Origin of the sequence: Jiangella endophytica, from assembly GCF_003427025.1 — a bacterium.
In the GTDB taxonomy this organism is placed as follows: Bacteria; Actinomycetota; Actinomycetes; order Jiangellales; family Jiangellaceae; genus Jiangella; species Jiangella endophytica.
The window spans coordinates 85,615-110,582 of record NZ_QVAI01000017.1; the positions used below are offsets into that span (position 1 = coordinate 85,615).

Consider the following 24,968-nt stretch of genomic DNA (forward strand, 5'->3'; position numbering starts at 1 on the left):
GGCGGCGGCGCACCCGCCGTACCCGGTGACGCCCCCGCCGTGTCCGATACGTGTCGTTCCCCCTCTCCCGCCCGGCGAGCGACTAGCGTCGGCGGACGTGAGCCCCTTCAACGATCGCTACGGCCGCGACGTCCTCACGAACTCCCCGCACCCGAAGCGCCCGGTCAGCACGCAGGAGGCCGCGGTGCCGGGGCTCGTCGTCGAGGACGTGCAGACCGGCTACGTCGGCGCCGTCGTCGAGGTCGACAAGCACGGTGTGATCCTCGAGGACCGGCACGGCAAGCGGCGCGCGTTCCCGCTCGGACCCGGATTCTGGATCGACGGCAAGCCGGTCGAACTGGTCCGCCCGACGGCGCCGGCGGCGACCGGCCGCATGGTGTCCGCGTCCGGCTCGGTCGCCGTGCTGGGCCACAAGGCCCGCACCGCTCGCGAGAGCCGCATCTACGTCGAGGGCAAGCACGACGCCGAGCTGGTCGAGAAGGTGTGGGGCCACGACCTGCGGGTCGAGGGCGTCGTCGTCGAGGAGCTCGGCGGCGCCGACGACCTCGCCGCCGTCGTCGCCGAGTTCGAGCCCGGCCCCGGCCGGCGCCTCGGCGTCATGCTCGACCACCTCGTGGCCGGCAGCAAGGAGACGCGCCTGGCCGACGCGGTCCGCGGCGGCCCGCACGCGGACGACGTCCTCATCGTCGGCCACCCGTACATCGACGTCTGGCAGGCGGTCCGCCCGTCGGTGCTCGGCATCGAGGCGTGGCCGCAGGTGCCCAAGGGCGAGCCCTGGAAGGAAGGCGTCATCGCCCGTCTCGGCTGGCGGCTGGAGCCGTGGGAGGCGTGGCAACGCATCCTCGGCAAGGTCGCGACCTACACCGACCTCGAGCCGGCCTTCCTCGGCCGCGTCGAGGAACTGATCGACTTCGTCACGGACTCGTCGACAGGCCGTCCCTGATGGTCATCAGCTTCGTGACGTCCTGGTCGATGATCAGCTTGAGCCGCGCGTAGGGAGCGAGATCCTTGTCGCGCCGCCGGCCGACGGCCTGCTTCGCGTCGGCACGGGCTCGGCCGGCCGCCGCGCGTCCCCAGAACTCCTGGAGGAACGAGTGCCGCTTGCCCCGCTCGCGGCCCATGGAACGCCGGCTGCCGGCGTGGATGCCCTTCTCGGCCTGAACAACCTCACGGCGGATCTGGCGTAGGTCGCGCAACGCCTCGCTGACCAGGGGCTTGTGCGCCTTTCTTCGCGGCGGAACCGTGCGGGTCCGCTGCCGCCTCGTAGTGCTCCTTCGTCCGTTTCCGGTAGGTCTGAAGGACGTGGTTCCTGCGTGCCTCGAAGTCCTTCGCGCTCATCGGCACCACCATGATCGACATCGGGATGCCGATCATAACGAGAGCCGCGGACTCAAGGCAGCAGATCGCGGACGACGGCGTCGGCGAGGAGGCGGCCACGACGGGTAAGCACGAGGCGGCCGTCGTCGAAGGCGGTCGACGACGCCAGGCCGTCGGCCACGACCTTCGCGGCCGCCGCCCGGCCGTCGGCGTCGAGGACGGCGAGGTCGAGGCCGGCCGCCAGCCGGACCTCCAGCAACACCCGCTCGACCCGGCGGGTCTCGGGGTCGAGGATCTCGCGGGCATGCGCCGGACTCTCGCCCGCCGCCAGCCGCGCCGCCCATGCCGCCGGGTGCTTGACGTTCCACCAGCGGGTGCCGCCGACGTGACTGTGCGCGCCCGGCCCGGCGCCCCACCAGTCGGCGCCGGTCCAGTACAGCTCGTTGTGCGCGCAGCGCGCCGCCTCGGACGCGGCCCAGTTGGACAGCTCGTACCAGGCGAATCCCGCCGACGACAGCAGCGAGTCGGCCAGCACGTACTTGTCGGCCTGGTCGTCGTCGTCCGGGAGGGGCAACTCGCCGCGGGTCATGCGTGCGGCCAGCCGGGTGCCCGGCTCGACGATGAGCGCGTAGGCGCTGACGTGGTCGGGCCCGGCCTCGATCGCGTCGGAGACGCTGGCCCGCCAGTCGTCGACGGACTCCCCCGGCGTGCCGTAGATGAGGTCGACGCTGACGTGCTCGAACCCAGCCTGCCGCGCCTCGGCGACGACCTGGGCCGGGCGGCCCGGGGTGTGCACGCGGTCGAGGACGGCGAGCACGTGCGGCCGCGCGCTCTGCATGCCCACGGACACCCGGGTGAAGCCGGCCGCCCGCAGCTCGGCCAACGACCGGGCGTCGACCGACTCAGGGTTGGCCTCCGTCGTGACCTCGGCACCCGGGACCAGCCCGAACTCGTCGTCGACGAACCGCAGCACGCGCCCGAGGTCGGCCGGCGGTAACAGCGTGGGCGTGCCGCCGCCGACGAACACCGTCGACACCGCGACGTCGGCGTCGCCGAGCACCCGGCGGGCCAGCCGCAGTTCCGCGATAGCGCCGTCGGCCCAGGACGAGCGCGACGCACCCGGCGACGACCCCAGCTCGGACGCGGTATAGGTGTTGAAGTCGCAGTAGCCGCACCGCGTGGTGCAGAACGGCACGTGCAGGTAGACGCCGAACGGCCGGCCGCCGACGCCGTGGAGCGCCGTGGCCGGCAGCGCGCCGTCAGCGGGCGCGGGCGAGCCGTCGGGCAGGGTGGAGGGCACGTCCCATTGTCCCCGCCCGGCGGCCTCTGGACGAAACGCCCGGCGAAATCGTCAGGCGTACATGCTGTCGAGGACGTCCATGTACTTCTTCTCGACCGCTTTGCGCTTCACCTTGAGGCTCGGGGTGATGTCGCCACCCTCGACGGTGAGGTCGGCCGGCAGGATCTCGAACTTCTTGATCGTCTCCCACCGCTCGAGCCGGGCGTTGAGCTGGTCGATCTGGCCCTGTACCAGTGCCCGCACCTCCGGTGCGCGGGTGAGGTCCTCGTACGAGCGGCCGCCGAGCTCGTGGTGCTCGGCCCAGTCGGAGATGGCCTCGGGGTCGAGCGTGATGAGCGCGACGCAGTAGTTGCGGGAGTCGCCGTGGACGACGATCTGGCTGGCGTGCGGGCTGACCGCCTTGAAGATGATCTCGATCTCCTGCGGCGCGACGTACTTGCCGCCGGAGGTCTTGATGAGGTCCTTCTTGCGGTCGGTGACCCGCAGGTAGCCGTCGACGACCTCACCGATGTCGCCGGTGCAGAACCAGCCGTCGGCGTCGAGCACCTCGGCGCTGACGTCGGGCAGCTTGTGGTAGCCGCGCATGACGCCCGGGCCCTTGAGCAGGATCTCGCCGTCGTCGGCGATCTTCACCTGGGTGCCGGGGGCCGGCGGGCCGACGGTGCCGAAGCGGCAGTCGTAGGGCATGTTGACGAACGACGCGGCACTGGTCTCGGTGAGGCCGTAGCCCTCGAGGATGAGCATGCCCGCGGCGTGGAACCACTCGGCGACGTCGCGGGAGAGCGCGGCCGCGCCGCTGACGAAGAACCGGATGTTGCCGCCCAGCCGGGCCTTGATCTTGCTGAACACCAGCCGGTCGGCGAGGCCGTACTGGAACTTCAGCAGTCCGGTGGGCTCCTGGCCGTTCTGGCGCAGCGTCGACACCTTGGCGCCGACGCCGAACGCCCACGCGAAGATCTTCGCCTTCGGGCCGCCCTCGTTGTCGACGCCGGTGATGACCCGGGCGCGGACCTTCTCGAAGATGCGCGGCGCGCCGGCCATGAACGTCGGCTTCACCGCGCCGAGACCCTCGACGATGTTGTCGAGGTTGCCGTCGACGGCGGTCGCGAAGCCGATGCGCAGCTGGATGGCCTCGAGCGCCTTGCCGAACGAGTGCGACAACGGCAGCCAGAGGTACTGGACGTCGTCGACGGAGAGGATCTTGAACGCGTCGACCGCGACGCCCTCGTAGACCCAGTTGTCGTTGACCAGCCGGACGCCCTTGGGCCGCCCGGTGGTACCGGAGGTGTAGATGAGCGTGGCCAGGGTCTCGGGGCCGACGGCGGCGAGCGCGTCGTCGACGGCGCCGGGGCGCTCGGCCAGCAGCGTCTGGCCGCGCCTCTCCAACTCGGCGAGCGTGATGATGAAGCCGTCGTGGTCGTCGACGCCGTCCTCGTCGAAGACCACGATGCGGGTCAGCGACGGCAGCTCGGCCCGGTGGTCGAACACCTTGGCGGCCTGCTCGGCGTTCTCGGCGAACACCACGCGGGTGTCGGAGTCGCTGAGGATGTAGGAGACGTCCTCGGGCGTGGTGGTCGGGTAGACGGTGGTGGTGGCGGCGCCGACGACGTTGATGGCGAGGTCGGCGAGGATCCACTCGATGCGGGTCGACGACGCGATGGCCACCCGCTGCTCGTGCTCGATGCCGAGGTCGAGCAGGCCCGCGGCGAGCACCCAGACCCGGTCCTTGGTCTCGTCCCAGGTCAGCGACGACCAGCCGGACGCGCTCGGGTAGCGGTAGGCCTCCCGGCTCGGAGTGGCCTCGACACGATCCAGGAACATCCTGCCGACCGAGGCCGGCCGCACCGCGACGAGGTCTGCCTTGTCAGTGGTGCCGAGGCTCATGCGTCATTCCTCCCAATCGCCCTTGACGGGACCGGCCGGAAACCGGCCAGGTGGAGGAAGGTTACGACCTGGTAGCTTCCAGCGACAGTCTGAGTGGCGCACGGGTTTGCAAACCATGCACCGCAAGCATCCCCTCAACCGTATCCGACCAGGAGAAATCCTGGGCACGGCGGCGCGCCGCCCGCCTCGCCGCGGGGCCGTCCGCGACCACCTCGAGGACCGCTTCGGCCATCGCCGCGGGATCGGACGGAGCGGTCCGTCCGGACCCGCCGATCACCAGCTCCGGCAGCGCGCCCCGATCGCTCGCGACGACGGGCGTGCCGCCGGCCATCGCCTCCAGCGCCGCCAGCCCGAACGTCTCGTACGGTCCGGGCGCCACGACGACGTCGGCACTGGCCAGCACCGCGGCCAGGTGGGAACGGTCTGCGACGAAGCCGGCCATGGTGACCGGCTGTCCCTCGGCCTGCTCGGCGACCATGTCGCGGACCGAGCCGTCGCCGCAGACCACCATCCGCACACTGGCGCCTCGCTTCACCAGCTCCTCGACCATCGGGACGAGCAGGTCGGGACGCTTCTCCGGCGACAGCCGCACGGCGGTGACGATGAGCACGTCGGCGCCGCGGGCCAGCTCGGCGCGCAGCCGCAGGTCGCGCCGGCGGGGGTGGAACGTCTCGAGGTCGATGCCCAGCGGCACGTGCGCGAGGTTGTCGACGCCGAGCCGGACGAACTCCTCGGCGGCCCACTGTGTGGTGCAGACGACGGTGCCGAACGAGGCGGCCAGCTTGCGGTTCCAGCGGTCGGCCAACTGCCGCGTCGGTAGCGCGCGGCCGAGGTGGAACTGGAGCAGCGCGTCGAGCCGCTCGTGCGAGAACACCGCCGACGGCACCTTGCGCCGCGCGGCCCACGGCCCGATGCGGGCCAGCGTCATCCGGTCGGACACCTCGACGCGGTCGGGCGCGATGACGGCGAGCAGGTCCTCGACGACGCGCCACCTGGTGATCATCCGGTAGCCACCGGTGGCCGGGATGGTCGGCGCGGCGATCTCGATGACGCGGCCGTACGACGTGGCGCGGGTCGCGTTGCGCTCGCCCGGCACGACCGCCACGACCTCGTGCCCGGCAGCGGCGTAGCCGTCGGCGAGATGCCGCATCATCGTGCGGATCCCGCCGGAGTGCGGCGCGACGAAATTGGCGGCCTGAAGGATGCGCACGGCCGCCACTCTGTCCGTCCGGATCAGCCCCGAGGCGACGCCGACGTGTCCGGCCGGTGAATTCCGGCGCCCACTTTCGATCCGTCTTCACGATTCGTCATGTCCACATTCACAGATTGGCGCAATGGGGACGGCTACCCGAAGCCCACCCGTCGGAGATCGGGAAAACCTGTCGCGACAGCACCGTCCGGCCCGAAGAATCCCCAGCCCACAAGATCGATATGTCCGTATTCTCCGCTGATATTGCGGACTATGTATTTGATCACTCTTGTATGGAAAAATGCGCCAGGATCGAAGGGGGCAAATGTGCCACGGCAACGAAAACGTCAGCGGCGCGGTGCGACCGGGTTCGTCATCGCGGCGGTAGTGGTGCTCGGTGTGCCACTGCTCGGCTGGGCCGGCGTGAACGCGCTCACCGGCGGCGACAGCGGCGATGACTCCACCGCCGGAGACAGCACATCCCGCGCGGACGCCGCGGACGAGACCTCCCGCGGCGCGGAGACGCCCGGGTCCTTCGAGATCGCCCAGGCCGCCCGCGACGCCATCAGCGCGTGCGCCGGACGCCTCGCCGCCGGCGACGCCTACGTCGAGAGCGCGGGCGTCGGCATCGGGCACTGGGGCGAGCACGTCCAGGCCCGCACCGACCTGCTGAACGGCGCCGTCGGGCAGGAGGAGATGCGGGCCATCTGGAAGCGCACCCGCCTGTCCGGCCCCGACGACGTCGCCCAGGCCACCGCCGCCCTGGACGCCTACGACGCGCTGCCCGGCTGCGCGGACCTCGCCTCGGTCGAGGGCACGCCGGCGAACGTCGCCGAGCAGGCCGCCGCATGCCTCGAACGGGAGACCGCGATGACCACCGCGGTCGCTGCCTCGACCGCCGGGCTGCAGGACTGGGCCAACCACCTCAACGCGATGGCGTCGCACGCGGACGGTGAGATGACGGCGGCCGCGGCCCAGGACCTCTGGGTCGCTTCCTGGGAGGCCGCACCGGTGAACATCGCTGCCTACGACGATGCGCGTGCTCTCCTGGTTGCGGCGCCGGCCTGCGAGTGACGGCGCGGCGCTGACGGTCCCGGCCGTCGCCGGCGCCGTGCCCGCGGCCACCGGGGCGAGCCCGGCCGTCGTCACGAAGCCGAAGCGCGAGCCGATCGTCACCAGGGCCGAACTGGCGCTGGCCTTCTCGACGCTGGTCGTGCTGGCCGGCGTCGTCCTCGGCAGCGCGCTGGTGCAGCCGCCGCCGGTCGTGCACTCGGTCGCGCAGTTCGTGCACCTGGCCTGCGTCGTGCTCGGGCTGGGCAGCGTGCTGGCGGTCGACTGGTTCGGGCTGCGCTGGCAGCTCGGCCACGGCACGCTGCGCGAGGTGGTGTCGACGGCGGCCGCGCTGGCGGTGCCGATCTGGCTGGGGCTGGGCGGGCTGATGCTGTCGGGGATGCTCCTCTCGCCGGACTACGGGTCGACGATCACGCTGGTCAAGGTCGCGATGGTCGGGGTGGCGGGCGTGGTCGGCGTGCTGGCGCTGGCGGTGAGCCGGCGTCTGGCCGCCCGGACGAACCCGTCGCGGCGCCTGCTGCGGGCCGGGCTCCTCATGGCCACGGCCTCGCAGCTGGCGTGGTGGACGGCGACCGTGATCGGCTTCCTCAACCGGAGCTGACCGCCCGCCGGTGCCGCAGCGTCACGGCGAACTCGGCCGGTGCGACCGGCAGCCGGTACCGCGGCAGCGTCTCCGGCCCGCACGACGCGCTGCCCAGGCCGTTCTGGGCGAGGTCCAGCGTGACGTACACGCGGTCGCGCGGGCGCAGCTCGGCGTGGTGACGGGCCGCCTCGAGGTCGGCCGTCGTCCAGCGCCGGACGGTCAGGCCGAACATCGGGGCGCCGTCGACGGCCAGCCCGGACCCGTCGGCGGCGTGGACGAACGCGGAGCGGACGTCGGTGCGGTGCCCGTTCTCCTGCGGGTACACGTACGGCGTCTGCAGGTCGTCGACGCCGCGGTCGAACCGGCCGACGCGGGCCGCCTCGCGGGAGTCGGGGTAGGCCTCCCCCGGGCCGCAGCCGAACCACGTCACCCGGTCGTAGCGGGCCGGCAACTCCAGCACGACGCCCAGCCGCGGCAGCGGCACGTCGCCGGGCCACTCCCCCTCGGGCGTCACTGACAGCGTCAGGCGGACGGCGTCGTCGCCGGCCGGCGTCCACCGATACACCGCCCGCAGCGCGAACGCCCGGGCGGCCGGCGCCACGCGGGTGTCGACGACGAGCGCCTCATCCTCGGCGCTGATGCCGTCGACGCGGTGCGTCAGCCGGTCCAGGCCGAGGGTGCGCCAGGTCGCCGCCAGGGTGGCCAGCGGGCTCGCGTCGTTGTCGATCGGCGCGCGCCAGAGGTCCAGCGCCGCGCCGGTCACGTCCAGCCCGCCGAGCCCGCTCAGCCGGCCGCTCACGGGGTCGAGACGCGCGGACCCCGCAGCCGGCGGCTCCAGCCGCACGAGGCCCGGCGGCACCAGCGCCGGCGGCACCGGTGGTGCGGGCAGCAGCGGCACCTGGCCCCACGCCACCTCGTGGCCGGCCGCGGCCCACGAGGCGTCGGCGGCGAGCACCGCGCTGACGGTCACCCAGGTCTCGCCCGTGGCCGGCGGCAGCGGCGGCAGCTCGACGTCGGCCCGGCCACCGGCCGGCACGACCGGGACCGGCAGCGTGCCGGCCGCCACCTCCGCGCCGTCGTCGGTCACCGTCCAGCGGAACACGTACCCGCCGGTGTCGAGGACCTCGTGCAGGTTGGCCACCGACACCCGGCCCGCCTCGGCGGAGCCGGTGATGCGCAGCGGCTCCAGCACCTTCTTGAGCTCGACGAGTCCGGGCGACGGCGTCCGGTCCGGGAGCACCAGTCCGTCGGCGACGAAGTTGCCGCCGTGGAACCGCTCGCCGAAGTCGCCGCCGTAGGCGTAGTACTCGCGGCCGGACGCGTCGCGGGCGCGCAGGCCGTGGTCGATCCACTCCCAGACGAAGCCGCCCTGGCAGCGCTCGTGCCGCTCGAACAGGTCCTGGTAGTCGCGCAGCCCGCCGGGCCCGTTGCCCATCGCGTGCGCGTACTCGCACAGCACGAACGGCTTGCCGTCGCTCCGGCCGATCTCGTCGACCTCGGCGTGGCCGGCGTACATCCGGCTGTACACGTCGGAGCAGGACGGGTCGCCCTCGTAGTGCACCGGCCGGCCGGGGTCGCGCCGCTTCGCCCACTCGTACATGGCGGCGAGGTTGCGGCCGGCCCCGGCCTCGTTGCCCAGCGACCACACGATCACGCTGGGGTGGTTCTTGTCCCGCTCGACCATGCGGGCCATGCGGTCCAGGTAGGCCGGCCGCCAGCGCTCGTCGTCGCTGGGGTTGCCGCGCCAGTCCTCGTGCCCGAAGCCGTGTGTCTCGACGTCGCACTCGTCGACGACGTAGAGCCCGTACTCGTCGCACAGCTCCAGGAAGTAGGGGTGCGGCGGGTAGTGGCTGGTCCGGACGGCGGTGAGGTTGTGCCGCTTCGCCAGCAGGACGTCGTCGAGCATGTCCTGCCTGGTCAGCGCCCGGCCGCGGTCGGGGTGGAACTCGTGCCTGTTGACGCCGCGGAACAGCACGCGAGCGCCGTTGACGGTGAGCAGGCCGTCGCGGATCTCCACCCGGCGGAAGCCGACGCGCAGCCGGATCCGTTCCGACGCGGTGACCAGTTCGCCGTCGTAGAGCCGGGGAGACTCGGCGCTCCACGGCTCGACCGGGCCGACGGCGACGTGCTCGTTCGCCGCCGCGTCGACGCCGAGCTCCGGGACGAGCACGCGCGCGTCGCCGTCCGCGTCGACCCGCAGCGTCCCGCGCCCGGCGTCGTAGTCGGCGTGGACGGTGAAGTCGTCGACCGTGCCCGCCGGGCGGGCGATCAACGTGACGTCGCGGAAGATCCCGGACAGCCACCACATGTCCTGGTCCTCCAGGTAACTGCCGGCCGACCACTGGTGCACCCGGACGGCGAGGACGTTGTCCGCGCCGGGCCGCACGTGCCCGGTGACGTCGAACTCCGACGGCAGCCGGCTGCCGGTCGCGTACCCGAGCGGCCGGCCGTTGAGCCACGCCGTGAAGAACGAGTCGACGCCGTCGAAGCGCAGGATCGTCCGCCCGTCCCGCCAGGCGTCCGGCACCCGGAAGGTCAGCCGGTACTCCCCGGTGGGGTTCTCGTCGGGCACGCGCGGCGGGTCGACCGGGAACGGGTAGGGCGAGTTGGTGTACCAGGGCGCGCCGTAGCCGTGCAGCTGCCAGTGTGACGGCACCGGCAGGTGCGCCCACGCCGAGTCGTCGAACGCCGGCTCGTGGAACCCCTCGGCCGCGTCGCGGACCGACGGCGACCAGCGAAACCGCCACGCCCCGTTGAGCGAGAGGACCGGCGCGTCGGACGCGAACGCGGCGCGCGGCGGCAGCGTCCCCTCGCTCGGCGCGAAACTGGTGAGGGACGGTGTCATGCGCGGCCTCCGTAGCAGCGGACCTCGAAGACCGCCGCGGCGACGTCGCCGTGGCCGGCCACGACCTCGACCGTCAGCTCGTCGGTCTCCAGCGGCGGGTCGAAGGTGAGGGTGTCGCGGGTCTGGTGGTTGGCGGTGCGCTCGGCGACGACGGCCCCGCCGGCCTTGACCCGGTAGTGCCGGACACAGAACGGCATCGCGTTCTCCGGGTGCGCCCAGAGCACGGTCTCCAGGGCGTGGTCGAAGTCGGTGTCGAAGCCGAGCTCGACCCGCTCGATGGTCCGCGGCGACGCCCAGCGCAGGGTCGCGGCGGGCGCGGGATCGCCGGGCGCGGCGGCCCAGGCGTTCGGCTGCGCCGTGGGCCGGGCGTGACCGTGGCGCAGGTTCTCGGCGTCCCAGGCACGCAGCGGCGGGTTCGCCGTCACGGCCAGGTTGTGGCCGCCGGGCCGCCGCTCGGGCAACCAGAACTCGACCCGAGGCCGCCCGACCGCCGGATCCGCCTCCTGCGTCCCCGAGTGCCGCACGGACACCAGTCCGGTGACGCGGGTGAGCGAAGTCCGCACGGAGACGTCGTCGTTGGCCATGAGCGCGACGAACACGTAGCGCGGCTCGTCGATGGTGACGTCGAGGTCCAGCTCGATCCGCCGGCCGGTCCCGGCGTCGAGCGGGAACTCCCGGCTGCCGAGCACGACGTCGGGGGTGTAGTCGTCCGGCCGGTTGCCGGTGCGCAGCTCCACCCGCAGCGTCGTCGGCGCGGCGACGTCGACGGTCAGGCCGATCCGCGGGATCGGGCCGGCCGGCACCGGCAGCAGCTGCGCCAGAGACGTGTCCAGCGGCGCCGCCGGGCCGTCACCCGGCAGCGAGGACAGCGCGAACGAGCTCGACGCCGACAGCGTCGCGTCGCGCACCAGGTCGTCCGGATCGTCGAGACGGTGCCCGGGGATGTGCTGGCCGGCGCGCAGCAGCTCGCGCTGCAGCTCACGCATCCGCTTCGGCTCGGCGACGTCGGCCGGGCGCAGCGCGTCGCGGGTGCAGAGCGCGGCGGCCATCCCGACGGCCTGGCCCAGCTGTGCGCAGGTGGCCATGACGCGGGTGGAGGCGAAGGCGACGTGCGTGACGCTGATGATGCGCCCGGCCAGGAACAGGTTGCCGACATCGCGGCTGACCAGGCACCGATACGGCACCTGATAGACCCCGCGGGCGTGCAGGTGGCTGCTGCCGGCGTGCTCGCTGAACACGCCGTCGGCCGGGTGCAGGTCGATGGACCACCCGCCGGAGCCGACGGCGTCGTCGTGCGACCGCTGCTCGACGAGATCCTGCTGGCGCAGCATGTAGAGGCCCTCGAACCGGCGGCTCTCCCGCTTACCCGGGATCAGCCCCACCCACTCCAGCGTCAACGTCTCCGCCTCCGGGAACCGCCCGGAGTTCTTCAGGTGGTTCCACACGCCGTAGACCACCTTCCACAGCTCCCACTTGATCGCCTCGGTGTCGTGGACGGTGTCCAACCGCCCGCCGTACTCGATCCACCACAGCCGGCACCCCTGGACCTTGGTGTCGAAGCTGCGCCAACGGGGAATCTTCGTGATGTCGGTGAGCGCGTACTCGGGCGGGGTGAACGCCACCGGCCGGCCGACGTCCTTGCTGTAGAAGTAGATCGACTGGCCGAGCAGCCCGCCGTAGGACTCCTCCGGCGCGAACAGCTCACCGAACTCCTCCCGCGACTCCGCCCCCATCCGGTACGCCGCGCCGGCCAGGAACCCCAGGACACCGTCACCGGACGCGTCGCAGAACAACGGCGCGGTGAGCTCGTAGCGGGTGGAGTTCTGGCTGCAGAACGCGGTGACGGAGCGGATGTCCCCGCCGTCATTCTCGACCGCCGACGCGGCAGTGTTCAGCAGCAGCGTGATGTTCGGCTCGGACACCACCTTCTCCAGCAGCACGGTGTCGAAGATGACCGCGTTGCCCTCGGGGTTGCGGAAGGTGTTCTCGACCAGGATCTCGTCCAGCACGCCACCCTCACGCGACCACCGGTTGTTGTTGAACATGTGCGCGGTGGCGCCGAGCGCCCACAACCGCACCTCGCTGGACGCATTGCCGCCCAGCACCGGCCGGTCCTGCACCAGCACCACCCTGATGCCGGCCCGCGCGGCGGTGACGGCGGCGCAACTGCCGGCCAGTCCCCCGCCGACGATCACCAGATCGGCGTCGAGGTGTTCGGTGCGGAAGTCTCGGTGGCCGGTGGCGGGCATCGTGGCGAGGAGGGGACGTTCCTGGCTCATCCGGGTGACCTCACGGGTAGAAGAACTGCGTGCTGGCGGTGCATGTCCACTCCTGTTCAGAACCGCAGCCAGGTGCCCGCGAGGCCCTGCTGCTCGACCCCGGCCACCGTGTAGTCGCACACGCCGCCGGCGAAGATCGTCGTCAACCGCTCCCACTGCGCGGCGGTCCATTCGACGGCGTAGTCGTCGCGCACCGGCGGCTTCAGGCCGCACTTGACGACGTCGGCCGCCACGCTCTCGCCGGCCACCTCACGAGGGAACGACGCCGACGGATACAGCCGCTCGCACTCGCCCGCCGGGTCGCGGTCCAGCGTCTCGGCGACGAACTCCGGCGCGCCGGACCGCGTCATGCACCCTTCCACCAGCTCCGCCGGACGGGCCGCGACGATCTTGTCGATGCGCGACGCGCCGGAGTCGTCCGCCGCGAGGGTCGTCAGCCAGCGGTCCAGCTGCGTGATCGCGTGCCGCAGGAGCGGGCTCTGCGTGCTGAAGAGCCCGTAGCGGGCGTCCTCCAGCAGGCTGACGTGGTTGGCCGCCGTGCCGTTCGCGTTCTCCAGCCGCTGCCGCATCGAGGTGGTGTGGTAGCGGACGTGGATGTCGCCGGCCGGCTGGTCGTCGAAGTAGGCCCGGTAGTCGATGATGGGCACGTCCGCCAGGCCGCCGCCGCCGTTGGTCAGACGGCCGGTCCGGTAGGCGGTACGGGTCGCGTCGAGGTCGGCCACGGTCCGGGCGGCCACGATGTTCGCGTCCGCGTCGAAGCCGCCGACCCGCTCGTTGAGCTCCAGGAACTGCTCCGGCGTGATGGTGCCGTCGTTCAACGTCGCCAGCCCGTACTGGATGCCGACGTTGTCCAGCGGCCGCCGCGCGAACCCGGTGGCGGGGTCGGCGCCGTAGACGTTGATCGCGTGGTCGTAGACGTCGCAGCGGGCGCCGCCGGGATTGGTGAGCGGGTCGTAGCGCTGCTCGACCGGCAGGATGCCGCAGAACCGCCGCGGGTCGATGCGCCCGGCGCTGACAGCCATGCTCGGCAGCGTGGCGTAGGTGGCGAAGCCCGCCACGCGGCGCTGCTGCTCCTGCGACCAGGCCAGCGTGGCGTCGTTGGTGAAGTACTCGTGCAACAGCCACGCGTCGCTGATGAAGCCGACCGTCCCGAACCCCACCTCGGGGAACGAGCAGCCCACGACGATGCCGTCGAAGATGCCGGGGTAGTTGTCGGTGATCTGATGCGCCTGGTACGAGCCGCCGGAGCAGCCGAACCCGATGGTGTGCTCGACGGGCCCGTAGCGCTCGACGAACAGCTCCTTGGTCATCATCGCCGACTCGGCCGCGGTGAGGTCGTTGCAGTTGTTGCCGAAGACGTTGAGCGACGACGACATCAGCGCGTAGCCCTGACCGAGCAGGAACGCGTCGGTGACCCCGCCCGTCCCGGCGCCGGAGCGGTACCAGCCGCCGGAGCACCCGCCGCCGAGCGTGAAGACGGCCCGGCCGTTCCAGCCGGTCGTCCGTCGCGTCGGCGCCGGCGCCGGCTCACCCAGCGGGTCGTGCAGCATGCTTGTCTGGACGATCGCGCGATTCGCGCTGTCGGTCTCCATCCGGACGATGAACGGGACGGTCACGCCCGCCGACGTGGTCGTGTCGGCCAGGTCGGCGGGGTACGACGTCGCCTCGGCCGGCCACGGCGCGTACGCGCCCGCCGTCGTGCGGTAGACGTAGTCGACCCGAGGCTCGACGGCGCAGTTCTCGTCCAGCGGCGGGCCGAGTGTCCCGCCGATCACCGGCATGACGAACTGCGCGGTCTCGCAGGTGTACGGCTGCTGGTGGGGCCCGGAGAACACCGGTCCCTCCTGCGGATGGTTGACGACGTCGAGCCGGGACCGCTCACGGCCGGGCGCGTTCGCGGTCAGCGTGTTCGCGCCGAGCCGCAGGCCGTCGACCAGTCCCGTGAGGGTCCGCCGGCCGGGATCGGCGACGAACGCCTCGGTCACGTCGTCGCCGTTCAGGTGCACGGTCACCCGGTGGAGCGGGACGTGCCGGGCGACGACGACCCGCACGAGGCTGTCGCCGCCGGTGACGGTGTCGGGCCGCCCGGACACCGTGGTGATCTCGAGCGCCGGGCCGGTCGGCCGGTCCGCCGCGGCCGCCGATCCGGCGCCTCCGAGCGCCAGGGCGACGAGCAGTGCGATCCCGAGGCTGGAACGGTTCATGGTCATCGGTTCCTCTCGTCGGCGGACACCGGCCCGTCGAGCGGGCCGGTGCAGGGCGAGCTCCCCCGTGTCCCGCTCAGCCGGCGTCGATCTCGGCGCTGAGCGGGAGGTCCAGGACGTTCGAGCCGGCGTGGACGGTGAAGGCGCCCGGCTCGCCACGCCAGCCACCGTCCCAGTGCTCGAGGGCGCGCGGCCGGACCGGCACCGTCACGGTCGCCGCCTCGCCCGGCGCCGCGTCGACGACGGCGAACCCCGCCAGCCAGCGAGCCGGGCGGTCGACGGCGGTCTCGGCGCGGGACAGGTAGACCTGCACGACGTGCCGGCCGGGCCGCGCGCCGGTGTTCCGGACGTCGATGGCGACCTCCAGCCCGCCGTCGTCCAGTCGTGCCGCGCGCAACGCCCTCAGCTCCCAGGTGGTGTAGCCCAGGCCGTGGCCGAACGGGTAGGCCGGCTCGGCGCCGGCCCGCAGCCAGGCGCGATGGCCGATATGGACGCCCTCGTCGTAGCGGACGGTGCCGTCCACCGGCGCGGTGGCGAGCACCGGCACGTCGGCCTCGGCGGCCGGCCAGGTCGTGGGCAGCCGGCCGCCCGGCTCGACCAGCCCGAGCAGCACGTCGGCCAGCGCGTGACCGTACTCCTGGCCGCCGAACCAGGTGAGCAGCACCGCGGCGACGTCGTCGCGCCACGGCAGCAGCACCGGGGCACCCGCGTTGACCACCACGACGGTGCGCGGGTTCGCGGCGGCCACGGCCCGGACCAAGTCGTCCTGCCGGCCGGGCAGCGCCAGCAACGCGCGGTCGGCGCCCTCGCGCTCGACCTCGGCGCTGGTGCCGACCACGACGACGGCGACGTCGGCCGCCCGCGCGGCCTCCACGGCGCGCGCCAGCTCGGCCTGCGCGTCGCCCGTCGCGAGATCGGCGCCGAGGACCAGGGTGACGCCGCTGTCGGCGTTCTTCCGTTCCGGCAGCACGACTGTGACGCGCAGGTCGACGGGCGCGCCCGCGGTCAGCTCGACCGGGACGGTCGCCGACGGCGGCGCCACCAGGCCGCCGCCGAACTCCTCGCCGTCGTGGACCAGCGTGGTCGCCAGTACGACGGCGCCGCCGACGCTCAGCTCGACGGTTCCGGCGCCGGCGACGCCCAGCCGGGTGGTCCCGCCGGCGGCCGGCACGTACCGGGTGCTGATCTCCAGCGTCGTGGTGGCGCCCAGCCGCGCCGCCCCGAGCCGGGCCAGGTTCGCGGTGCGCCGGTTCTCGTCCAGGACGACGGAGCCGTCGGCGGCCCGGCACACGAGCCGGATCCCCGGCTCGCCGGAGACCGGGTCGGTGAGCCCGCTCAGCGCCAGCGGCTCGACGCCCGGCTGGACCACGGCGCCCAGCGTCCAGCGCACGTCCGCGTCCGGGAGCGCCGCACGCAGCCCGTCCAGCGGCGACACCACCCGCTCGGGCTCGACGTGCGCGCTGCCGCCGCCCTGGGTGCGGGCGGCGAGCGCGTTGTGCCCGATGACGGCGACGGAGCGCAGCACGGCCGCCTCCCACGGCAGTTCGTGGTCGTTGCGGACCAGCACCGTTCCGGCCGCGGCCACCTCGCGAGCGAACGCGGGTCCGTCGGCGACCACCGGCGGGACGGCCGCGGTGAAGCCGTCCAACGCGCCGACGCGGGCGGCCAGCCGGAGCAGCCGCAGCACCTTCTCGTCGACCGCGGCCTCGGGCACCGCGCCCGCGCGGACGGCGTCCACCAGCTTCGAGCCCCACGGACCGTCCGGTCCGGGCATCACCAGGTCGAGCCGGGCCCGCCCGGCCGGCTCCGTCGTCCGCGCCGCCCACCAGTCGGACACGACGACACCGTCGAAGCCCCACTCACCGCACAACGGCTCGGCCAGCAGCGGGTTCTCCGTCATCGTCGCGCCGTTCACGGAGTTGTACGCCGCCATCACCATCCAGGGCCGCTCCTCGACGACGGTGTCCTCGAACGCGGCGAGGTACAGCTCGCGCAGCGTCCGCTCCGACACGACGACGTCGGCGGTGAACCGCTCGGTCTCGAAGTCGTTGGCGACGTAGTGCTTCGGGCAGGCCCCGACGCCGCCGTCCTGCACGCCGCGCACGTACGCCGCCGCCAGCCGCGACGTCAGCAGCGGGTCCTCCGAGTAGGCCTCGAAGTGCCGGCCGCCCAACGGGCTGCGGTGCAGGTTGATGGTCGGGCCGAGGACGACGTCGACGCCGCGGCGGCGGGCCTCGGCGGCCAGCACCGCGCCGTAACGCTCGGCCAGACCGACGTCCCAGGTGGCGCCGAGTGCCGTCGCCGACGGCAGGTTGAGCGAACGCTCGCGGTCGTCCCAGCTCTCACCGCGGATGCCGGACGGCCCGTCGGAGAGCACCATGCGGCGCAGGCCGGCGGCCGGCTCGTCGTGGAGGCCCCAGCTGTCCGCGCCGGTCAGCAGCCGGGCCTTCTGCTCCAGGGTGAGCTTCCCCAGCAGCGGCAGCACCTGGTCGTCGTTCGTCGTCATGCGCAGGGGGTCCATTCAGTCGCGGTGGGTGCGGATCTCGTCCGGCCAGGCGAGGGTGACGCCGAGCGTCCCGGTCAGGAGCCGCTGGAAGTCCGCCAGGTGGGTCTGGTCGGAGCGCACCTTGCGCGGCGGCAGCCCGTGGCTGAGGCAGAACGCGGCCAGCGCGCCGGCCGCCTCGCCGATGCTCCATTCGACCGGGTGCAGCCGGTAGCAGCCGTTGGTGATGTGAGTGGTACCGATGTTCTTGTTCGCCGGGAGCAGGTTGTCGACCCGCTGCGGGATCAGCGCGCCGAGCGGGATCTGGAACGGGTACGCCTCGATGTCGACGTAGGTGCGCCCGGCGGTGCTCGGGTGCAGGTCGATGCGGTAGCGGCCGAGCCCGACGCTGTCGGCGAACACCTCGCTGCCCGCGCCGTCCGGCCGGGCGTCGACGCCGACGTGCTGCTCGACGACGGTGAACTCGGCCCGGATGCGCCGCGACTCGCGGATGTACGCGGACTTCGCCAGGCCGTCCGCCGTGCCGGTGACGTCCGGACGAAGCCGCAGCCCCGGGTAGCCGGTGCCGCCGTCGGGCCGTGGCGCCTCGGTCTGCATCCAGTGCAGGAACGACAGCGACAGGTCGCGGCTGGTGGCCAGCGCGGCGGCCCGCTCGTCCGGGCCGACGCCGAGCAGCGGACGCTCCCAGTAGTCGAGCTGAGGCCAGTTCACCACCGTCACGTCGGAGTCGACGCCGGTCAGCTGTTCCCGGGCGAGCACCCGGCGGTAGCGCCACAGCGAGAACGGCGCCTCCGCGCCGGGGTTGTCCTCGAACAGCCGCCACTCCCGTTCGCGCAGCGTGATCGGGACGACGTCGTGCCAGGACAGCTGGGGGCCGGGCCAGAACGGCGCGACGGTGTCGTGCCAGCGGTCGTACCCGGCCGGACGGTCGACGGTGTGGTCCTCGCCCGGCCGGTGGTCCAGCGCGAAGCACCACGAGACGGCCTGCTGGTCCAGCGGGTCGGCGACGGCGGGAGCGTGCGGCTCGCCGGTGGTGTCCCGGCCCTCCGCGCCGATGACGTGCTCGACGCCGGCCAGTTCCAGCAGCTCGCCCAGTTCGGTGGCGTCGAGGACGTAGCTCGCCGCGACGGTGACCTCCGCGCCGGTGCGGCCGTCGCGCAGTGTCACGGCGTCGACCTCGTCGCCGCTGGTGTAGGCCGCGACGGGCGCGTGCTCCAGCAGGACGGTGATGCGACCGGCCGCCCGCAGCGGCGCCAGCAGCTCGTCGAGCACGGCGACGGCCACCCGCGGCTCGTGACAGAACCGGCTCACGATGCCCAGGCCGGGGTCGAGCAGCGGGTCGGCCGCCGCGGACGCCGTCAGCGGGTAGTTGCGCCGGTAGTAGTCACGGACCCGGCGGCGCAGGTCGGCGTAGCCGGCAGCGGTGTGCGGGGTCTCGATCCACTGGTGCTCGTCCGGCGGCACGGCCTGCGCGGTGAGCTGGCCGCCGAGCCAGTCGGTCACCTCCGTCAGCACCACGCGGTGGCCGAGCCGGGCGGCGGCGAGCGCGGCGGCGACGCCACCCAGCCCACCCCCGACCACGAGGACGTCGGTCTGCAGTTCTGCCATGTGGTGCGGGCTCCTTCGGTCGGCCGTCACGGTCGGACGGTCGCGATGGTGTCGCCGTCGACGATCGAGCAGGGGACGACGATGCTCTCGGTCCGCAGGTCCGGGTCGTCGACGATGGCGACCAGGGCGTCGATGGCCGCGCGGCCGATCTCCTTGCGCGGGATGTCCAGGTGCTCCCACCGCCGTGTCGCGGCCGGCCCGACGCCCTCGAGCACCACGACCGAGACGTCGGCGGGGACGTCGCGGCCGCGGGCCCGCAATCCGCGCAGCAGCGCCTCGGCCAGCCGCTCGCTCTCGGCGACGACGGCCGTCTCGGGGCCGCGGGCCAGCTCGTCGAGCCAGGCCTCGTCCAGGCCCGGCTCGCCGCGCAAGCCCGGCGACCGGTCGGTCAGCCCGAGCCGCTCGACGGCGTCGCCGTACCCGCGGCGCCGGTCCTCGTACGGCTCCAGTTCCAGGCCTTCGCGCAGGTAGGCGAGGTGACGATGGCCCAGCGCGGCGAGCCGTTCGGCGATGTCGCCGGTGATGCCGAAGTAGTCCGGGACGACGCACGGGATGTCCGGAGCCCCGGGCACGTCGCGGCGGCCGATGTGGATGAACGGGTAGCCCTCCTGCCACAGCCGGGCGAGGTCGGCCTTGTCCGTCGCGACGCCGAGCAGAACCGTGCCGTCGGCGACGTTGAGGCGGTTCGTCCCGTCGCGGTACACCCGCCGGCGGCCGTCGCCGGCCCCCGTCGACGTGAACAGCACGAGGTCGTAGCCGATCTCCTCGGCCCGCTCCTCGATGCCCAGCAGGAACTCGAAGTAGAAGCTCTCGCGCGCGTGCGGGAACACCGGCTCGAACGTGTGCACGCCGAGCAGCCGGTTGGTCTTGTTGCGCAGTTTCCGGGCGGACAGGTTCGGCACGTAGCCGAGCTCCTTGACCGCCTCGAGGATGCGCCGCCGGGTGTCCACCGGGATGCGGGCGGCGGCCTCCGGGTCGCCGCCGATGACCCGCGACACCGCGGACTGCGACACCCCCGCCAGGCGGGCGACGTCGGCCTGCCGCGGCGCCCGTTCTCGTCGCTGGGTCGTCACGACTCCCCCTTGCTCCCGGCCGGCTGCGCGGCCTCCCGTAGCTCCGTCAGCCGGCAGTGCGCCCACTGGCCGTGGCTCAGCTCCGTCCGGGGCGGCGCCTGCGTGCGGCAGACGTCCATCGCGACCGGGCACCGCGGGTGGAACCGGCAGCCGGCCGGCGGGTCGATGAGGCTTGGCGGCTCGCCCAGCTCGCCGGCGTCGGCGCCGAACAGCTCCGCCCGATCCGCCGTCGCCCGCGCGGGGCCGGGCGAGGAGTCGATCAGCAGCTTCGTGTGCGGGTGCTGCGGGTGGGCGATGACGTCCTCCTTCGGGCCGCCCCCGACCATGCGGCGTCGCATACGTATGAGCAAACGTCCGGAAAAAACGCACTCATGCGTTCTTACGTATGACCGACGAATTTAGGGAGGTTACGGACAGGCGTCAAGAGGGTTGCGGGACCGGTCGTCGGTCACACCTCGCGTGGCCGTCGGCGCGACGTCACCAAGACTGTGTAGAACAGACCCATGAACCAGACGGCCGTCGACTCCCACGAGAACTGGCTCACCCCCGAAGAGCTCGCCGCCGCGCGTCGTCGGCTCCCGATCCTCTATGTCAACGCGGTTCCCGTACGGGTCGACGACACCGGCGTCGTGACGTCGGTCGGCCTGCTGCTGCGATCGACCGCCGAGGGCGAGATCCGGCGCGAGCTGGTGGCCGGCCGGGTGCTGTTCCACGAGCGCATCCGCGACGCACTGCTGCGGCACATCGAGAAGGACCTCGGCCCCCTGGCGCTGCCGCGCATCCCGGTGTCACCGTCGCCGTTCACCGTCGCCGAGTACCTGCCGACGCCGGGCGTGACGCCGTACCACGACCCCCGCCAGCACGCCGTCGCGCTGGCCTTCGTCATCCCCGTCTCCGGCGACTGCGCGCCCCGTCAGGACGCGCTCGACCTCATCTGGCTCTCACCGCAGGACGCCGCCGACGACGCCGTCCAGAAGGAGATGCTCGGCGGGCACGGCATCGTGCTGCGGCAGGCGCTGGCCCACCTCGGGTTCCCGCCGGCGCCGTCGGTCGCCTAGCGCCGCCTAGTTCGAGCCGCCCCCGTCGGACGAGAGTGCCGCGATGAAGGCCTCCTGCGGCACCTCGACCCGGCCGACCATCTTCATGCGCTTCTTGCCTTCCTTCTGCTTCTCCAGCAGCTTCCGCTTCCGCGTGATGTCGCCGCCGTAGCACTTGGCCAGGACGTCCTTGCGGATGGCGCGGATGTTCTCGCGGGCGATGACGCGCGCGCCGATGGCGGCCTGGATGGGCACCTCGAACTGCTGCCGCGGGATGAGTTCCTTGAGCTTGCCCGCCATGGCGACGCCGTACGCGTAGGCCTTGTCGCGGTGGACGATGGCGCTGAAGGCGTCGACGGGGTCGCCGTGCAGCAGGATGTCGACCTTGACGAGGTCGGCCTCCTGCTCGCCGGTGGGCTCGTAGTCGAGGCTGGCGTAGCCGCGGGTACGCGACTTGAGCGCGTCGAAGAAGTCGAAGACGATCTCGGCCAGCGGGAGGGTGTAGCGCAGCTCGACGCGATCCTCGGACAGGTAGTCCATGCCCAGCAGCGTGCCCCGGCGGGCCTGGCACAGCTCCATGATGGTGCCGACGAACTCGCTCGGCGCCAGCAGCGTGGCCCGGACCACCGGCTCGCGCACCGACGCGATCTTGCCGGACGGGAACTCGCTGGGGTTGGTGACCGTGTGCTCGACGCCGTCCTCCATGCTGACCTGGTAGACGACGTTGGGTGCGGTCGAGATGAGGTCGAGGCCGAACTCGCGCTCGAGCCGCTCGCGGACGATCTCGAGGTGCAGCAGGCCCAGGAAGCCGCAGCGGAACCCGAAGCCGAGCGCCGCCGACGTCTCCGGCTCGTAGACCAGCGCGGCGTCGTTGAGCTTGAGTTTGTCGAGGGCCTCGCGCAGGTCCGGGTAGTCGGAGCCGTCGAGCGGATAGAGGCCCGAGAACACCATCGGCTTGGGCTCGCGGTAACCGGCCAGCGGCTTGGTGGCCGGCTTGGCGGAGTCGGTGACGGTGTCGCCGACCTTCGACTGACGGACGTCCTTGACGCCGGTGATGAGGTAGCCGACCTCGCCGACGCCGAGGCCACCGCCGGGCTGCATCTCCGGCGAGATGACGCCGATCTCGAGCAGCTCGTGGGTCGCCTTCGTCGAGAGCATCAGGATGCGCTCGCGCGGCGTCAGCTTGCCGTCGATGACGCGGACGTACGTGACGACGCCGCGGTAGGAGTCGTAGACGCTGTCGAAGATCATCGCGCGCGCCGGCGCGTCCGCGTCGCCCTCCGGCGCCGGCACCTCGGCCACGACGCGCTCGAGCAGGTCGAGCACGCCCTCGCCGGTCTTGCCGCTGACCCGCAGTACGTCGTCGGGGTCGCCGCCGATGAGGTGCGCCAGCTCGGCGGCGTACTTGTCGGGCTGCGCGGCCGGCAGGTCGATCTTGTTCAGAACCGGGATGATCGTGAGGTCGTTCTCGAGCGCCATGTAGAGGTTCGCCAGTGTCTGCGCCTCGATGCCCTGCGCGGCGTCGACCAGCAGGACCGCGCCTTCGCACGCGGCCAGGCTGCGACTGACCTCGTAGGAGAAGTCGACGTGCCCCGGGGTGTCGATGAGGTTGAGCGCGAAAGTGACGCCGTCGCTCTCAGGCGCGTGGGAGGTGAACGGCAGCCGCACCGCCTGGCTCTTGATGGTGATGCCGCGCTCGCGCTCGATGTCCATGCGGTCGAGGTACTGCGCGCGCATCGACCGATCGTCGACCACCCCGGTGAGCTGCAGCATCCGGTCCGCCAGCGTCGACTTGCCGTGGTCGATGTGGGCGATGATGCAGAAGTTCCGGATCAGCTCCGGCGGGGTCGCCGACGGCACCGGCGCGTTCTCGCTGACTGGCACGCAGTTTCCTCGGGCTTCGGGGTGGATTCGGGTCGGGCGCGGTGTGCTGGCCGCACCAGACATCATCCCATGGTCGGCGATGCGGGCGCGCCAGAAAAGTGATATCACTTAGCTATCTGGTTGGCCGGACTCGGCCGCGACGCCTGGAGGACCGCATGACCGAGACCCCCGCCGACGACTCCTCACACCGCCCCGGCGGTGCTGGCGGCATCGGCGACGCCGGCCCCGACGGGGTGGGCCACGGTCCCGGAGGCGGCAACGACGGCGACCTCGCCGGCCACCGTCGCGGGTTCGGCACCGACGGCACCACCACCCCTGCCGGCAGGGGCACGGCCGGCGCAGGCACTGCCGGCGTGTGTGCTGCCACCGTCGGCCCGGCCGTCGATCACGGCGGCACAGCCGGCCCGGGGAGCACTGCCGTCACCACGGGCGGCACTGCCAACAGCATTCACGCCGCCACCGGCGGCGTGGCCGTCGACCTCGGTGGCTGATCCCGAGGCCGACGGCGCCCGCCCGGCACGCAGGCGCGAGCGGCACGCCGTCCTACTGCGCCTCGACCCGGCCGTGCACGAGGCGTTGACGCGCTGGGCTCAGGACGAGTTCCGCAGCGTGAACGCGCAGGTCGAGCTCGTGCTGCGGAACGCGCTGCGGGCGGCCGGGCGGGAGCCGAAGGACGCTGGGCCGCTCCCCCGCCGTGGTCGGCCGCCGTCCCCACCGTCCGACGAGCCGCCGCCCGGCGGTGGGCCGCCGAACGTCGGCGAAGTGTGAGGCGGGCGCCGGGTCGCGGCGCTACAGTGCCGACGTGGCCCGCCTCCTCCGCGACTTCGTGCGCGCTCTGCTGACTCCGTCGAAGCGGCGGACCGATCGCGACGGCGGCCGGCCCGCGCGTCCGTCCACCCGCCCCGCCGACCGGCCGGCACCGCGCCGTGACCGGGATGACCGGGGCGACCGAGACGGTGGCGACGAGGCGTCGCCGGGCCAGCCGGGCAGCAACGCGACGACCGAAGCGCACTCCGTCGGCGCCGTCCACACCTCCTACAACCCGAGCACCGACGGCGACCCCGACCCGGGCGAGATCGTCTGGACCTGGGTCCCGTACGAGGAGAACGACGGCCGCGGCAAGGACCGGCCCGTCCTCGTCGTGGCGCGCGAGCCGGGCGGCACCGTCCTCGCCGTCCAGCTGACCAGCAAGAACCACGACGGCGAGCGCGACTGGGTCGGCGTCGGCGCCGGCCGCTGGGACGGTGAGCACCGCCCGTCCTGGGTCGACATCAGCCGCGTCCTGCGCGTCCACCCCGACGGCATGCGGCGCGAGGCGGCGGCGCTCGGCCGCGAGCAGTTCGACACGGTCATCGACGCGTTGCGCGCGCGGTACGGCTGGAGCTGAGCCGCCCCCGGGCGGCGCTCGACCGCGGAGCGTGGCCATCCGGCCCCGCCCGGCGCCGAATTGGCTGGTGAGCCGCCGCGCTGGTATTGTTGGCCGCTGCGCGTCGGCCCAGGTCGCGGACGCGCCCGGCCAACTCCTTGCCGCCGCGACGGTCCCCCACACCGGCGCGGGTCCCGGAGAAGACCGACGCCCTCACGACCTATCCGAACCGACCAAAGGCATCAGTTCGTGGCGAACATCAAGTCCCAGAAGAAGCGCATTCTCACCAACGAGAAGGCCCGGCTGCGCAACAAGGCCGTGAAGTCGTCGCTCAAGACGGCTATCCGCAGGTTCCACGACGCCGCCGACGCCGGCGAGACCGAGAAGGCTGTCGAGGCCGCTCACGCCGCCAACCGGCAGCTCGACAAGGCCGCCTCCAAGGGCGTCATCCACAAGAACCAGGCGGCCAACCGCAAGTCCTCGATCTCGAAGCGGGCCGCCTCGCTCTGAGGCCGGGCCCCGCGCCGGCTCGATCACATTCGAGTCGGCCGCAGGATCAGCTTCGGCTCGCACGACGGCGTCGTCCTCCTCTCGCGGAGGGCGGCGCCGTCGTCGTGCGCCCGGACGCCCTTCACTGCGTCGTGCCGCTGCTATCGCCACGTCGGTGTGGGAGCCCCTTTTTGCGGCGGATCCCGGAAGCGCGCCGTGTCTCAGCCGCGCCGAGGACGTCCCAGCGCGGCGACGCAGGGACGTTCGGATCCGAGGGCTCGATGCCCGCGGCCGGGTCGGCCGACGCTCGGTGCGCCGCCCCGGGGGCCTACGGAC

General features: G+C 72.8%; 20 protein-coding genes. 8 read left to right on the plus strand and 12 right to left on the minus strand.

Annotated elements, in window-relative coordinates; all coding sequences use genetic code 11:
* Positions 1-97: 97 nt before the first annotated feature.
* Positions 98-943: a DUF3097 domain-containing protein gene (locus DZA62_RS27465; RefSeq protein WP_116952149.1), complete on the plus strand. Its 846-nt coding sequence runs from the start codon at positions 98-100 to the stop codon at positions 941-943.
* Here DZA62_RS27465 and DZA62_RS27470 read toward each other — a convergent pair.
* From DZA62_RS27470 to DZA62_RS27485, 4 genes are all read right to left on the minus strand, one after another.
* Positions 915-1,196, minus strand: a complete 282-nt coding sequence (locus DZA62_RS27470) for a hypothetical protein (protein ID WP_157987946.1) — start codon at positions 1,194-1,196, stop codon at positions 915-917. The genes DZA62_RS27465 and DZA62_RS27470 overlap by 29 nt on opposite strands.
* Positions 1,197-1,390: 194 nt before the next feature.
* Positions 1,391-2,617 carry a radical SAM family heme chaperone HemW gene (hemW, locus tag DZA62_RS27475; protein WP_116952151.1) on the minus strand — a complete coding sequence of 409 codons (1,227 nt, stop codon included), beginning with the start codon at positions 2,615-2,617 and terminating at the stop codon, positions 1,391-1,393.
* A 51-nt stretch (positions 2,618-2,668) separates the two neighbouring features.
* A complete protein-coding gene (locus DZA62_RS27480; protein ID WP_116952152.1) occupies positions 2,669-4,501 on the minus strand; it encodes an AMP-dependent synthetase/ligase in 1,833 nt (610 codons plus the stop codon).
* Positions 4,502-4,562: 61 nt separating this feature from the next.
* On the minus strand, positions 4,563-5,711 hold the full coding sequence (locus DZA62_RS27485; protein WP_198664254.1) for a glycosyltransferase: 1,149 nt from the start codon (positions 5,709-5,711) through the stop codon (positions 4,563-4,565).
* Between the two features lie 306 nt (positions 5,712-6,017).
* Between DZA62_RS27485 and DZA62_RS27490 the strand changes: the two genes are divergently transcribed.
* Positions 6,018-6,764, plus strand: a complete 747-nt coding sequence (locus tag DZA62_RS27490) for a hypothetical protein (RefSeq protein ID WP_157987947.1) — start codon at positions 6,018-6,020, stop codon at positions 6,762-6,764.
* Positions 6,730-7,362, plus strand: coding sequence for a hypothetical protein (locus DZA62_RS27495; RefSeq protein WP_116952154.1), 633 nt, complete (start codon positions 6,730-6,732; stop codon positions 7,360-7,362). Before DZA62_RS27490 ends, DZA62_RS27495 begins: the two co-directional genes overlap by 35 nt.
* Here DZA62_RS27495 and DZA62_RS27500 read toward each other — a convergent pair.
* The 7 genes from DZA62_RS27500 to DZA62_RS27530 form a co-directional block, all read right to left on the minus strand.
* Entirely contained in the window at positions 7,349-10,189 is a 2,841-nt protein-coding gene (locus DZA62_RS27500) for a glycoside hydrolase family 2 TIM barrel-domain containing protein (protein WP_116952155.1), read from the minus strand. The two genes, DZA62_RS27495 and DZA62_RS27500, sit on opposite strands and share 14 nt — an antisense overlap.
* Positions 10,186-12,468 (minus strand): FAD-dependent oxidoreductase, encoded by a 2,283-nt coding sequence (locus DZA62_RS27505; protein ID WP_198664255.1) that lies wholly within the window; start codon positions 12,466-12,468, stop codon positions 10,186-10,188. Before DZA62_RS27505 ends, DZA62_RS27500 begins: the two co-directional genes overlap by 4 nt.
* A 56-nt stretch (positions 12,469-12,524) precedes the next feature.
* Positions 12,525-14,672: a DUF6351 family protein gene (locus DZA62_RS27510; protein WP_408619761.1), complete on the minus strand. Its 2,148-nt coding sequence runs from the start codon at positions 14,670-14,672 to the stop codon at positions 12,525-12,527.
* 76 nt (positions 14,673-14,748) lie between these two features.
* On the minus strand, positions 14,749-17,178 hold the full coding sequence (locus tag DZA62_RS27515; RefSeq protein ID WP_116952212.1) for a glycoside hydrolase family 3 protein: 2,430 nt from the start codon (positions 17,176-17,178) through the stop codon (positions 14,749-14,751).
* Between the two features lie 15 nt (positions 17,179-17,193).
* Complete coding sequence (locus tag DZA62_RS27520; protein ID WP_198664256.1) at positions 17,194-18,783, minus strand: FAD-dependent oxidoreductase; 1,590 nt, start codon at positions 18,781-18,783, stop codon at positions 17,194-17,196.
* 26 nt (positions 18,784-18,809) lie between these two features.
* Positions 18,810-19,856, minus strand: coding sequence for a LacI family DNA-binding transcriptional regulator (locus tag DZA62_RS27525; RefSeq protein WP_116952158.1), 1,047 nt, complete (start codon positions 19,854-19,856; stop codon positions 18,810-18,812).
* Positions 19,853-20,194 carry an oligopeptide/dipeptide ABC transporter ATP-binding protein gene (locus DZA62_RS27530; RefSeq protein WP_116952159.1) on the minus strand — a complete coding sequence of 114 codons (342 nt, stop codon included), beginning with the start codon at positions 20,192-20,194 and terminating at the stop codon, positions 19,853-19,855. The genes DZA62_RS27525 and DZA62_RS27530 overlap by 4 nt, the downstream gene beginning before the upstream one ends.
* A gap of 165 nt (positions 20,195-20,359) precedes the next feature.
* On the opposite strand from DZA62_RS27530, the gene DZA62_RS27535 reads away from it, so the two are divergent.
* On the plus strand, positions 20,360-20,914 hold the full coding sequence (locus tag DZA62_RS27535; RefSeq protein WP_116952160.1) for an NUDIX hydrolase family protein: 555 nt from the start codon (positions 20,360-20,362) through the stop codon (positions 20,912-20,914).
* A gap of 6 nt (positions 20,915-20,920) precedes the next feature.
* On the opposite strand, the gene lepA is transcribed toward DZA62_RS27535, so the two are convergent.
* Positions 20,921-22,777: a translation elongation factor 4 gene (gene lepA / locus DZA62_RS27540; RefSeq protein ID WP_269813938.1), complete on the minus strand. Its 1,857-nt coding sequence runs from the start codon at positions 22,775-22,777 to the stop codon at positions 20,921-20,923.
* Positions 22,778-22,932: 155 nt separating this feature from the next.
* Between lepA and DZA62_RS27545 the strand changes: the two genes are divergently transcribed.
* The 4 genes from DZA62_RS27545 to rpsT all read left to right on the plus strand — a co-directional run bounded on the left by DZA62_RS27545 (position 22,933) and on the right by rpsT (position 24,653).
* Entirely contained in the window at positions 22,933-23,268 is a 336-nt protein-coding gene (locus tag DZA62_RS27545) for a hypothetical protein (RefSeq protein ID WP_116952161.1), read from the plus strand.
* Positions 23,261-23,545, plus strand: a complete 285-nt coding sequence (locus DZA62_RS27550; RefSeq protein ID WP_116952162.1) for a hypothetical protein — start codon at positions 23,261-23,263, stop codon at positions 23,543-23,545. Before DZA62_RS27545 ends, DZA62_RS27550 begins: the two co-directional genes overlap by 8 nt.
* Before the next feature lie 70 nt (positions 23,546-23,615).
* Entirely contained in the window at positions 23,616-24,164 is a 549-nt protein-coding gene (locus DZA62_RS27555) for a type II toxin-antitoxin system PemK/MazF family toxin (protein WP_116952215.1), read from the plus strand.
* Between the two features lie 228 nt (positions 24,165-24,392).
* The gene (rpsT, locus tag DZA62_RS27560; protein WP_116952163.1) at positions 24,393-24,653 is read left to right on the plus strand and encodes a 30S ribosomal protein S20; all 261 of its coding nucleotides are present in this window, start codon (positions 24,393-24,395) and stop codon (positions 24,651-24,653) included.
* Positions 24,654-24,968: the final 315 nt, after the last annotated feature.